At 66.3% G+C, this 13992-nt stretch carries 1 protein-coding gene; it reads left to right on the top strand.

Features of this window, described 5'->3' with window-relative positions; all coding sequences use genetic code 11:
* The first annotated feature begins 22 nt into the window (after window positions 1-22).
* Window positions 23-13957, top strand: a complete 13935-nt coding sequence (locus QMK47_RS12880; protein WP_320390322.1) for a non-ribosomal peptide synthase/polyketide synthase — start codon at window positions 23-25, stop codon at window positions 13955-13957.
* Window positions 13958-13992 lie beyond the last annotated feature (35 nt).

Genomic DNA, 13992 nt, shown 5'->3' with positions numbered 1-13992 from the left:
CTTTTTACGCAGGACGCTTTCAATGACCACCGAAAAAACCACCGGCAACCCGATCGAAGACATTTACCCGCTGTCGCCGCTGCAACAAGGGATGCTGTTCCACTCCCTGCTGCACGAAGACTCCGGTGTGTACCTGATGCAGGATCGCTACCGCATCGGCGGGGCCATCGATGAAGGGGCGTTCCTCGAATCGTGGCGCCAGGTGGTGGCGCTGCACCCTTCCCTGCGCGCCAGTTTCCAGTGGAAAAGCCAGAAGCAACCGGTGCAGGTGATCCATCGCCAGGTCAAGGTGCCGCTGGACACCCTCGACCTGCGCGGACTCGCCCCCCATGAGCAGGAAGCGCGGATCCGTACGCTGCTGGAAGACGAGCAGAAAGTCGGCTTCAACCTGTCCAAGCCTCCGCTGATTCGCTTCCGGTTGGTGCGCCTGGGCGATGAGTCCTACGAGTTCATTCGCAGCTTCCACCACATCCTGATGGACGCCTGGTGCATTTCCCTGGTGACCGTGGACTTCCTCAAAGTCTACGAAGCACTGTGCAACGACCGCACGCCGGAGCTGAAACGCCCGCGGCCGTTTCGCGATTACATCCAGTGGCTGCAACGCCAGGATGCGGGCAAGGCCGAACAGTTCTGGCGCGGCCAGCTGCAAGGTCTCAATGCCCCCACGCCACTGACCGTGGACAACGGCGTGACCCGCGACCGCTACACCGATGCGGTGCTGGTGGACGACCAACTGATCCACCTCGACGAACAGCAAACCCAGGCACTGGCGGCGTTCTGCCGCAGTCGCCGGATCACCCCGAACACGTTCTTCCAGGGCGTCTGGTCGCTGCTGCTGTCACGTTACAGCGGGCAGCGGGACGTGGTCTTCGGCGTCACCGTGGCTGGGCGTCCGGCCGACCTGACCGGCGTTGCGGAAATGATCGGCCTGTTCATCAACACCCTGCCGCTGCGGGTTTCGGTGGACCCGAACGCCGCGCTCGGCAGTTGGCTGGGCGACCTGCAAAAGCTCAATGTCGACATGCGCGACTTCGAGCACACACCGTTGACCGACATCCAGGGCTGGAGCGATTTCCCCCGGGGCGAAACCCTGTTCGACAGCATCCTGGTGTTCGAAAACGCGCCCATCGACGAACAGATTCTCGAAGGCGGCTTCCAGTTCAGCCTCGAAGGCATGGACCACAGCGTGCACACCCACTACGGCTTGACCGTGGTGATCCTGCCGGGCGAACAACTGGGCATCCGCGTGTCCTATGACCGCGAACGTTTCGAAGCCGCCACCGTGCAACGCCTGCTGGGCCACATCGCCAGCCTGGTGCGCAGCATGCTCGCCGCCCCCGAGGCACCGTTGGCCAGCTTTGAGCTGCTGGCCGCCGACGAACGCCAGCAGTTGCTGGGCGAATGGGCACTCAACCCCCACGATTTTCCGCTGGAGCAAAGCTACGCCGAGCTGTTTGCCGCCCAGGTCGCCCAGCGCGGTGATCAGGTCGCCGCGACCTGCGACGGGGAGTCGCTGACCTACGCCGAGCTGGATCTGCGCTCCACACGCCTGGCCCACGCCCTGCGCGAGGCCGGGGCCGGTGAAGACCAACTGGTTGCGCTGGTGGCCCCCCGTGGCCTGGCGCTGTTGACCATGATGCTGGCCGTGTTCAAGGCCGGTGCGGCGATGCTGCCCCTTGAAGTCAATCACCCGCCCGAGCGCCTGCGGGAAATCCTCGGGCTGTCCCGCGCCCCGCTCCTGGTCGCCAGCGAAGCCTGCAGCGGCCTGCTCGATCAACTGCTCAGCGGCCTCGACCAGGCACCCGAGGCGCTGTTCGCCGAAGCCTGCTGGACGTCCGGCAACGACGCGCCACTGCCGGTGCTCGCAAACCCCGACAGCCTGGCCTACGTGCTGTTCACCTCGGGTTCGACCGGCACGCCGAAGGGCGTGATGATCGAACAGCGCGGCATGCTCAACAACATCTTCGGCAAAGTACCGGCCCTGGGGCTCAGCGCCACCGACCGGATTCCCCAGACCGCCTCGGTGGCGTTCGACATTTCGGTGTGGCAGTTCCTCGCCGCGCCGGTGCTCGGTGCCACGGTGCACATTCTTCCGGATGAAGTCGCCCACGACCCGCAACGCCTGTTGCAAGTGCTCGCCAGCGAGCGCCTGAACGTGCTGGAAATCGTCCCGAGCCTGATGCGCACCTTGCTCGCGCTGTGCCCGTGCGACTTGCAACTGCCGGACCTGCGCTGGGTGTTGCCTACCGGCGAAGCCCTGCCGCCGACCGTGGCCCGCGACTGGTTCGCACGGTTCCCCGACATCGCCCTGATGAACGCCTACGGGCCGGCCGAATGCGCCGACGACGTGGCCTTCCAGCCGATCTTCACAGCACCGGGGGCCGAGGTCAGCCACATGCCCATCGGCCAACCGACGGCCAACAACCGCCTGTATGTGCTGGACGAAGCCCTGCGTCCGGTGCCGGTGGGCGTGGCCGGGGAAATCTGTGTCGGCGGCGTCGGCGTTGGCCGCGGTTATCTGCACGACCCGCAGCGCACCGTTGAAGCCTTTATCGACCACCCTCAATTTGAGGGTCGCCTGTACCGCACCGGTGACCTGGGACGCTGGCGTGCAGACGGGGTGATCGAATACCTCGGCCGCCGCGACCAGCAGGTAAAACTGCGCGGGCACCGGATCGAACTGACGGAAATCGAACACCGTCTCGCCCAGCACCCCAACGTACGCGAAGCCGCCGTCCTGCTGCGGGAAAACACCGTCGGCGAAGCCTGGCTGGTGGCGTACTGGTCGGCCCATGACGAGACCCAGGGCAGCGACGGCCTGAGCGAACACCTGCGCACGCAACTGCCGCCGTACATGGTGCCGGCGGCCTTCGTCTGCCTGGACAAACTGCCCCTGAACAATAACGGCAAGGTCGATCGCAAGACCCTGGCCGCCCGGGAGCTGGACTGGCAGGCCGACACCCAGCAAAGCATCGCCCCGCGCAACGCGCTGGAAACCGCCGTGGCATCCATCTGGGCCGAGGTCCTGGGGCGCGACACGGTGGGCGTGGAAGACAACTTTTTCACCCTCGGCGGACACTCGCTGCTGGCGACCCAGATCGTTGCCCGCCTGCGCACTCAATTCAAGCTCGACCTGCCGTTGCGGGTACTGTTCGAACAGCCGACCGTGGCCTTGCTGGCCGTGGCCATCGCCACTCGCCAGGCCCAGGCCGCCGCACCGCAAGCCAGCGCGATCAGCGTGCCCAAGGCCCAGCCACGCCCGACGTTGCTGCCGCTGTCGTTCTCGCAACAACGCCTGTGGTTCATCGAGCAACTGACGCCGGGCACCACCCTGTTCAACATCCCGTTCGCCCTGCACCTCAAGGGTGAACTCAATGTCGAGGCGCTGCACGCCAGCCTGAACGACCTGCTGGTACGCCACGAAATCCTGCGCACCGGCATCCACAGCACCGACGGCGTGCCGTGCCAGCGCATCAGCCCAGCGCTGGACATCGCGCTGCCCTTCGAAGACTTGTCGGGGCTGACCGCCACCGCTCGCGCCGGCGCGCAGTTCAATGCCCTGCAAGACACCTTCGAGCAGCCGTTCGACCTGACCTGCCCACCGCTGCTGCGTGCGCGCTTGCTGCGCCTGGCGCCGGGCGAGCACGTGCTCGGCATCGCCCTGCATCACCTGGTCTCGGACGCCTGGTCAGCCACCATAGCCCTGCGCGAGCTGGCCCTGGGTTATGAAGCCCGTTGCAACGGCGCTCCCGCCGAACTGCCGGCCCTGGCGCTGCAATACGCCGACTTCGCCCTCTGGCAACGCGAACACCTGCAAGGCGCCGAACTCAAGCGCCAACTCGACTACTGGACCACCACCCTGGACCGGCGCGACAGCGATGCCAGCCCGTTGCTGGCCTTGCCCACCGATCATCCCCGGCCCTCGGTGCAAAGCTACCGCGCCGGGATCGTGCAGCGTGAACTCAGCGCCGACCTCAGCGCCCGGGTACAGGCCTTTGCCAGTCGCCTCGGCACCACGCCGTTCACCGTCCTGTTCGCCGGCTTCGCCGTGCTGATGCACCGTTTGAGCGGCGATGCCACGGTGCTGGTCGGCACCCCGGTCACCCACCGTGAACAGCCTGGCACCGAAGGCCTGCTGGGCATTTTGTTGAACAACCTGGCGATCCGTGCGGACTTCGAGCCGCAAGCCGGCTTCACCGCCCTGGTCAAACAGGTGGCCGAACGTCTGCGCAGTGGCCTGCTGCACCAGGACCTGCCCTTCGAGCAACTGGTGGACAGCCTGCAACTGCCACGCAGCCTCAGCCATGCGCCGCTGTACCAGGTGATGGTCGCCCAGCAACTGGCCATGGAGTCGCGGTTGCGCTTCCCCGGGCTGGCATTCGAAGCCCTGGACACGCCGCTGCGGCACTCCGAATGCGACCTGGACCTGCACGTGCTGTGCCCGGCCAATGCGCCGATCCAGCTGGAGCTGATGTTCGCCCTCGACCTGTTCGTCGCCGACAGCGCCCGCCAGACCCTGGCACGCCTGGAACACCTGCTCGAACACATGCTCGCCGAGCCACAGCGTCCGGTCGCGGCCTTGCCGCTGCTGATGGAAGCGGAATGGCAACGCACCGTGGTCGAGTGGAACCGCACCGAGATGGCGGTGCCGACGCACCTGACCTTCGCCCAGTTGTTCGAACAACAGGCCGAACGCACCCCGGAACGTGACGCCCTGTGCTTCGAAGGCCGCAGCCTGAGCTACGGCGAACTCAACCGACGCGCCAACCAGGTCGCGCATTACCTGCGCAGCCGCGGCGTCGGCGCCAACAGCCCGGTGGCGCTGTGTGTCGAGCGTTCGCTGGAACTGCTGGTCGGCCTGCTGGGCATCCTCAAGTCCGGTGGCGCCTATGTGCCGCTGGACCCGACCTACCCGGTGGATCGCCTGGCGTACATGCTCGAGGACGCCCGACCGGCACTGTTCCTCGGCCAGCAAGGCCTGTTGGAACAGCTGGGCGCCGAACTGCCGCGCTTGCGCCTGGACAGCGACGCGGCCCCGTTCGCCAACCAGCCGGACAGCAACCCGGCCCCGCTCGCCGGGCCGCAAGACCTGGCCTACATCATGTACACCTCCGGTTCGACCGGTAAGCCCAAGGGCACCCTGGTGACCAACGGTTCGGTGGTCAACCTGGCCTGGGCGCGTATCCATGGCTTGTATCGCCGCTACACCGACCAGCCGATGCGCACCAGCTTCAACTACTCGTTCGCCTTCGACAGTTCGGTGGCCGAGCTGATCCTGTTGCTCGACGGCCACAGCCTGTACCTGACCCCGGAAGACGTGCGCTACGACCCCGAGGCCCTGGCCGGTTTCTTCCGCGACACCCGCCTGGACGCCTTCGAATGCACCCCGGCACAGCTCAAGGCTCTGCTTGAAAGCGACGGCGTTCGGCGTGGCGAGGTGTACCTGCCGCGCTTCGTGCTGTTCGGTGGCGATGCGGTGGACGCACAGCTGTGGCAACGCCTGCCGTCGATTGCCGGCAGCCGCTTCTTCAACACCTACGGCCCGACCGAATGCACGGTGGATGCCACCGGTTGCGCGGTGGATGACTTCCCGCTGCGGCCGATCATCGGCCGGCCTATCGCCAACGTGCGCACCTACGTGCTCGACGCCTTCCTCAACCCGATGCCGGTGGGCGTCCCGGGGGAACTGCACATCGGCGGTGCCGGCGTGACCCTGGGTTACCTCAACCGCGCCGAACAGACCGCGAAGGTGTTCATCGAAGACCCGTTCTCAGCGGTGGCCGGGGCACGGATGTACAAGTCCGGCGACCTGGTGCGCTGGTTGCCCGACGGCCAGCTCGAATACCTGGGACGCATGGATCATCAAGTGAAGATCCGTGGTTTCCGTGTCGAACTGGGGGAAATAGAAACCTTGATCGGCGCCCAACCGGGTGTGCGCCAGGCCGTGGTACTGGCCCGGGAAGACGTGCCCGGCGACAAGCGCCTGGTCGCCTACGTGACGTGCGACCAGCAAGCCGACATCCACGCCTGGCGCAAAACCATTGGCGCCGGCCTGCCCGACTACATGGTGCCCTCGGCATTCGTGCTGCTCGATGAACTGCCGCTGACCGACAACGGCAAACTCAACCGCAAGGCCTTACCGGCCCCGGACATCCAAGCCGCGCCAGACGCCCTCGATCCGCCCCGCAGCGCCGCCGAACAGCAACTGGCGGCCTTGTGGGCCGAACTGCTGAAGATGCCGTCGTCGCAGATCGGCCGAGACAGCCATTTCTTCTACCTCGGCGGCCACTCGCTGCTGGCGGCGACGCTGTTTGCCCGCCTGCGCCAACAGTTCGCCAGCGTGCCGCCGTTGCGGGCGGTGTTCGAACACCCGACCCTCGACGCCTTGGCCGCGCTGCTGGGCGATCCCCTGCACGCCCCGGCGGCGACCTTTGTCCCGGCAGCGCGTCCGCCGCGCCTACCGCTGTCGTTCGAACAGCAACGCTTGTGGTTCCTTGAACAACTGAGCACCGGCGGCGGCGAGTACAACGTGGTCAGCGCCGTGCAACTGGACGGCGAACTCAACGTCCAGGCCCTACGCACGGCCCTGAACAGCGTGGTCCAACGCCACGAGATCCTGCGCAGCCGCATCGTGCGCGATAGCGACGGCGAGTTGGCGCTGGTGATCGAACCGCAGGTCGATATCAGTGTGCAGGTAACGGCACTGCAAGCGACCAGCGACGAGCAATGGCAACAACTGACCGACGCGGCGATCCACGCAGAAACCGGCCGCCGCTTCGACCTCGCCGCCGAAGTGCCGGTCCGTGCCATGCTGCTGCAACGCAGCGGCGCTGCACAGTCGCTGCTGTTGCTCAGCGTGCACCACTGCGCCACCGACGACGCCTCCAGCCAGAACCTGCTGGATGAACTGCGACAGCTCTACACCGCCCAGTGCCAGGGCACCCCGGCGGCACTGCCAGGGCTGGCGCTGCAATACCCCGATTACGCCCTCTGGCAGCGCGAACCCGCTCAACAGACCGCGTTCAGCAGCCAACTGGAATACTGGCGCAACCAACTGGAGGACGGCGACTACCTGCTGGACCTGCCAACCGAACAGGGCCGGCCAAACCAGCTCGCCCCGGCGGCCGGCGCGGTGCAACTGCAATTGCCGCCTGCCCTGGTGGAACGCCTGCGGCAGTTCGCCCAACAGCGTGGTGCCACGCTGTACATGCTCATGCTCGGCGCTGCGCAGTTGCTGTTGGGCCGCTACGCCAACCAGCGCGATGTGCGCGTTGGCAGCCCGGTGGCCCAGCGTCCATTCGCTGAGCTGCAGCCGCTGATCGGCTGCTTCGTCAACACCGTGGTCATGCGTGCCGACCTTGATCCGGCGTTGGATTTCGAAGGTTTGCTGGGCCAGGTGCGCAACCGTGTGCTGGATGCCCAGCAGCATCAGGACGTGCCGTTCGACCAGGTCGTCGAGCATTTGAAACCTTCGCGCAGCCTCGGTCAGACGCCGCTGTTCCAAGTGCTGTTCGCCATGCAGAACGCCGATTCGTCGAGCCAGCCATGGCCGCAGTTGCAAGTCAGCGAACGCGCCGTGACCGCCCAGGCCACCAAGTACGACCTGAACTGGGAAGTGCATGACGGCGAGGTGCTGTCGGTGTTGCTGGAATACCGCGCCGCGCTGTTCAGCGAAACCACCGCCCGGCGTTGGCTGGAACAGTGGCAACAACTGCTGGAGGCCATGCTCGAAGCGCCACAAACCCGCCTCAGGGATTGGACACCGTTGCCGGCGGTAGAGCGTCATCGCCAGTTGATCGAGTGGAACGCCACCGACCGCCACTACAGCGGCCCAACCAACCTGCACACCGCCCTGAGCCAACAAGCCGCCCTGAGCCCCAACGCCCCGGCGCTGGTGTTCGAAGGCCAGCGCCTGACTTATGCCGAGCTGGACCAACGAGCACAAGCCGTCGCCCGCGCCCTGCGCGCCGCCGGCGTGGGCACCGACAGCATCGTGCCGGTGTGCATGGAACGTTCGGTGGAGATGGTCGTGGCCTTGCTCGGCATCGTCCATGCCGGCGCCGCGTGGCTGCCGCTGGACCCAGCGTTGCCTGCCGTGCGCCTGGCGTTCCTGATCGAAGACGCCGACGCCCGGGTCACCTTGACCCAAGCACAATGGCTATCGCGCCTGCCAGCCGGGCATGACGCCTGGACGCTGGAGGCATTGCCAAACGCTGAAGCCTTCGAGCCGATCAGTGTTGAGGCCCACGACCTGGCCTACGTGCTCTACACCTCCGGTTCCACCGGCCAACCCAAAGGCGTGATGAACGAACACGGCGCCTTGATGAACCGTCTGCATTGGATGCAGGACGCCTTCCCGATTGGCCCGAACGACCGTGTGCTGCAAAAGACCCCGTACAGCTTCGACGTGTCGGTGTGGGAGTTCTTCTGGCCGCTGATCGCCGGCGCGACCCTGGTGGTCGCTCGTCCGGACGGTCATCGCGACCCGGCCTACCTCAGCCAGTTGATCCAGCAGGAACGGGTCACGACGTTGCACTTCGTACCGTCGATGCTGCGGGCCTTTGTCGAAGAGCCGAGCCTGGTCGACTGCCAGAGCCTGCGCCAAGTGTTCGCCAGTGGCGAAGCCTTGCCGGTGGACCTGGTGCGACGCTTCATGGGCCAACACCCAGCCGCGCTGGTCAACCTGTACGGCCCGACCGAGGCGGCCATTGACGTCTCGGTCTGGCGTTGTTCGGCGGACGATGTGATCGTGCCGATCGGCAAGCCCATCGCCAACCTGCGCTTGTACATCCTCGACGAAGCCCTGCAGCCGTTGCCGATTGGCAGCATCGGCGAGCTGTACATCGGCGGCGTCGGTGTGGCCCGGGGTTACCTGAAACGTCCGGACCTGACCGAGGAACGCTTCCTCGCCAGCCCGTTCGTGGCCGGTGATCGCCTGTATCGTACCGGCGACCGCTGCCGCTTCCTGGCCGATGGCAACATCGAATACCTGGGACGTCTCGACCATCAGGTGAAACTGCGCGGCCAGCGCATCGAGCTGGGGGAAATCGATGTTGCGTTGCTGGCCCAGGCCGGTGTTCGCGATGCCGCCACCTTGTTGCTCGACCAGGGCCTGGTGAGTTTCTGGTGCGGTGACGCCGATGAGGCGACCCTTCGGGCCTACTTGAACGACAGCCTGCCTGCACACATGCAGCCAAGCCTCTTGGTGCAGATCGATAACCTGCCGCTCAACAGCAACGGCAAGCTCGACCGCAAGGCATTGGCCGCCACGCCGCTGCCACAAAGCCAAAGCGACCAGCCGCGCACCGCGCCGCGCAATGTCACTGAAACCGTGCTCTGCGAACTGTTCAGCGAAGTGCTGGGTGGTTCGCAAGTTGGCATCGAGGACAACTTTTTCCAACTCGGCGGCCATTCCTTGCTGGCTACCCGCCTGGTCAGCCGGGTCCGTGAGCGCCTTGGGGTTTCCCTGCCCTTGCCGCTGGTGTTCGCCCAACCGACGGTAGCGGCCTTGGCCGAGCATCTGCGCGCGGCCATGCCCGGTGAGTCGATCAGCGCGCAACCGCGCCCGGCGCAATTGCCCCTGGGCCTGGCTCAACGCCGGTTCTGGATGCTCAGCCGCCTGGTGCCGGAGTCCCGCGAGTACCACATGCCATTCGCCCTGACCTTGCGCGGCGAGCTGCAGGTCGAGGTCTTGCGCGAGGCCTTTGCGCAGGTCAGCCAGCGCCACCTGGTGCTGCGCAGCCGTATCGTCGAAGTCGACGGCGAGCCGCAATTGCTGATCGACGACCACGGGCCGGCGCTCGCGGTCACTGGCGTTGCAACCCAGGACTGGGCCGCGACCTGCGCCAATGCCCAGGACGAGCTGATGACACCGTTCGACCTGGCCGCCGCCGCGCCTTGGCGTGCGCACCTGCTGCAACGCCAGGGCAGCGACGAACACCGGTTGCTGGTGTGCCTGCACCACAGCGCCACCGACGGCTGGGCCATGCAGTTGCTCATCGACGAACTGACCCAGGCCTACGCCGCCGGCCTGAACGGGCAGTCGCCCGCCTGGACGCCGCTGGAGATCGACTACGTCGATTTCGCCCTGTGGCAACAGCACCCGGACACCCAGGCGCGGCGCAGTGACAGCCTGGACTACTGGAAAAACCACCTGGGCCAGGACGACTATCAGCTCGACCTGCCCCTCGACCATCCACGCGGCGCCGAAGCCGATCGTCGCGCCCGGCAACTGAACGTGCGCCTCGGCACCCAGCGCGCCGAAGCCATCCGGCAGTTCGCCCGTCAGCGCGGCACCACCACTTATGTGGTGCTGGCCACGGCCCTGAGCGCGCTGCTGGCCCGCTACAGCGGCCAGCGGGAGATTCGCCTCGGCACCCCGGCGGACCAGCGTGACCACGCACAAACCCAGACATTGCTGGCCTGCCTGGTCAACACCCTGGTGATCCGCAGCGACGTCGACCAACGGGCCCCGGCCGAGCAACTGCTGGCCAGCCTCGAGGCCGACCTGCGTGCAGCCCAAGCCCATGCTGACCTGCCCTTCGCCACCCTGGTCGGCGCCGTCGCGCAAAACCGCGACTTGAACCGTACGCCGTTGTTCCAGGTGCTGTTCTCCCTCAACTATGGCCGGGTGGACAGCAGCCAATGGCCTGGGCTGAACGTCGAAGAACAGATGCTGCCGGTGATCGACGCCAAGTTTGAACAGAGCTGGGAAATCCAGGACGACGGCAGCGACATGACGCTGGCGCTGGAATACCAATCGGCCTTGTACGACGAAGCGACGATGCACCGCTGGAGCGCGCAGTGGTGCGCGCTGCTTGACGCCCTGGTGGCAAGCCCTGGACGCACTCTGGTCGAACTGTTCCCGCAACAGCAGGATCAGCAGCAACTGGACCGCTGGAACGCCACCGACCGCCACTACAGCGGCCCAACCAACCTGCACACCGCCCTGAGCCAACAAGCCGCCCTGAGCCCCAACGCCCCGGCACTGGTGTTCGAAGGCCAGCGCCTGACTTATGCCGAGCTGGACCAACGGGCACAAACCGTTGCCCGCGCCCTGCGTGCCGCCGGCGTGGGCACCGACAGCATCGTGCCGGTGTGCATGGAGCGCTCGGTGGAGATGGTCGTGGCCTTGCTCGGCATCGTCCATGCCGGCGCCGCGTGGCTGCCGCTGGATCCGGAGTTGCCTGCCGCGCGCCTGGCGTTCCTGATCGAAGACGCCGACGCCCGGGTCACCTTGACCCAAGGGCAATGGCTGTCGCGCCTGCCAGCCGGGCATGACGCCTGGACGCTGGATGCGTTGCCCAACGCTGAAGCCTTCGAGCCGATCAGCGTCGAGGCCCACGACCTGGCCTACGTGCTCTACACCTCCGGTTCCACCGGCCAACCCAAAGGCGTGATGAACGAACACGGCGCCTTGATGAACCGTCTGCATTGGATGCAGGACGCCTTCCCGATTGGCCCGAACGACCGCGTCTTGCAGAAGACCCCGTACAGCTTCGACGTGTCGGTGTGGGAGTTCTTCTGGCCGCTGATCACTGGCGCGACCCTGGTGGTTGCCCGTCCCGACGGTCATCGCGACCCGGCCTACCTCAGCCAGTTGATCCAGCAGGAACGGGTCACGACGTTGCACTTCGTACCGTCGATGCTGCGGGCCTTTGTCGAAGAGCCGAGCCTGGTCGACTGCCAGAGCCTGCGCCAGGTGTTCGCCAGTGGCGAAGCCTTGCCGGTGGACCTGGTGCGACGCTTCATGGGCCAACACCCGGCGGCGCTGGTCAACCTGTACGGCCCGACCGAAGCGGCCATCGACGTCTCGGTCTGGCGCTGCTCGGCGGACAATGCAATCGTGCCGATCGGCAAACCCATCGCCAACCTGCGCTTGTACATCCTCGACGAAGCCCTGCAACCGTTGCCGATTGGCAGCATCGGCGAGCTGTACATCGGCGGCGTCGGTGTGGCCCGGGGTTACCTGAAACGTCCGGACCTGAGCGAGGAACGCTTCCTCGCCAGCCCGTTCGTGGCCGGTGATCGCCTGTATCGTACCGGCGACCGCTGCCGCTTCCTGGCCGATGGCAACATCGAATACCTGGGACGTCTCGACCATCAGGTGAAACTGCGCGGCCAGCGCATCGAGCTGGGGGAAATCGACGCAGCCCTGCTGAACCTGCCGGCCATCACAGGTGCCTGTACCCTGGTCATCGACAACCGCCTGGTGGCGTTCTACAGCAGTAGCACCGCGCAACCGGACCTCGACACCCAGCTCGCGGCCGAGCTGCCGGCCTACATGGTGCCGGCGGTATGGGTGCAAATCCCGGCCCTGCCCCTGAGCACCAACGGCAAGATCGACCGCAAGGCCCTGGCCGCCCTGCCTTTGCCAAACACCCAGAAAGACTACGCGGCACCGCGCACCGACCTGGAACGCCTGCTCTGCCAGTTGTTCGGCGAACTGCTCGGCGACACCTTGACCGGCGGCCGTGAAGTCGGCACCTCGGACAGTTTCTTCGCCTTGGGCGGTGACTCGATCCTTGGCCTGAAACTGATCTCGCGCTTGCGTGAACAGGGCTATTCGCTCACCCCACGGGACTTGTTCCGTTCGCCGACCCCGGCGGCCCTGGCCCATGTGACCACGGCGCTGCTGACCCAGGCCGAACAAGGTGACGTGACCGGACCGATGCCGCTGATGCCATTGCACCAGTGGTTCTTCGACCAGCAACAGGTCCAGGCCGCGCACTGGAACCAATCGGTGCTGGCCGACAGCGACCGTCGCCTGGAGCCGGCCATCGTGCAAGCCACGCTGGATCGGCTGGTCGCCCACCACGACGCCCTGCGCCTGCGTTTCACCGACGTCGACGGCCAATGGCAGGCGCACATCGCGCCGCTGGCTGCGGCCCAGTTGACCTGCTGCGAGCACCCGGAACAACTGCTGCAAGTCGCCCAGAACCTGGACCTGCAACACGGCCCGCTGTTTGCCGCGGCGCTGCTGGAAGGCACCCCGCAGCGCCTGTACCTGGTGGCCCATCACCTGGTGGTCGATGCGCTGTCCTGGACGCCGCTGCTGGAAGACTTCCAGCAGTTGTACCCGGCACTGGAGCGTGGCGAGAGCCCGACGTTGCCGGCGAAAACCACCTCGTATCGTCAATGGAGCGAGCACCTGCAAGCCCATGCCGCCAAGGTCGCTGCCGAGCATCGCTACTGGAGTGCCCAGATCGGCGCAAACCAGCCGCCCATGGCCACGGTCGCCGAACGCCAGACCCTGTCGGCTCGCTGGGATGCCAGCCGCACGCACCAATGGCTGACCGAATCCCAGGCGGCTTACCGCACCCAACCGGAAGAACTGCTGATCGCCGCCCTCGCCGCGACCCTGGCCGAGGCCGAACAGCGCAGCGACATCGTCGTGGACCTGGAGCGCCACGGGCGTGACGCACCGTTTGCCGGGCTGGACGTCGGCCGCACCGTCGGCTGGTTCACCACCCTTTACCCACTGCGAGTGAATGCCAGCGGCGCCGCGGGCGATCAGGTGCGCAACGCCAAGCAAGCCTTGCGTGACGTACCTGGCCTGGGCCTCGGCTACGGCTTGCTGCGCCAGCGCGGCGAGTTACCGGCCAGCCACGGTGATGTGCTGTTCAACTACCTGGGGCATGAGCAAACGCCAGCGGGCTGGTTGCGCGCCAGCAGCCTGACCCCGCCGCCGGACGTGGCCCCGGTGAACCGAGTGACCCATGCCCGAGAAGTGGTTGCCTGGCTGGAGGACGGCGTGTTGCGTGTCGAATGGCACAGCGTCACGCCGAATGCCGACAGCCGTTTGCCCGCTCGCCTGCTGGAACGTTTGCAGGCGCTGGTCGAACACTGCCTCGACCCGCAGGCCGGTTCGCTGATGCCTGCGGACTTCCCGCTGGCCAAAGGCATGAACCAGGCGACCCTCGACACCTTGCTCAAACGCCTGGGGCCGAAGAAGTGAGCCCCGGCACGACCTCTATTTGACTTAGCAGTGCG

The sequence above is a fragment of the Pseudomonas sp. P9_35 genome (assembly GCF_034008205.1).
Classification (GTDB): domain Bacteria; phylum Pseudomonadota; class Gammaproteobacteria; order Pseudomonadales; family Pseudomonadaceae; genus Aquipseudomonas; species Aquipseudomonas kilonensis.
This window is presented reverse-complemented; position numbering and strand designations above follow the sequence as displayed.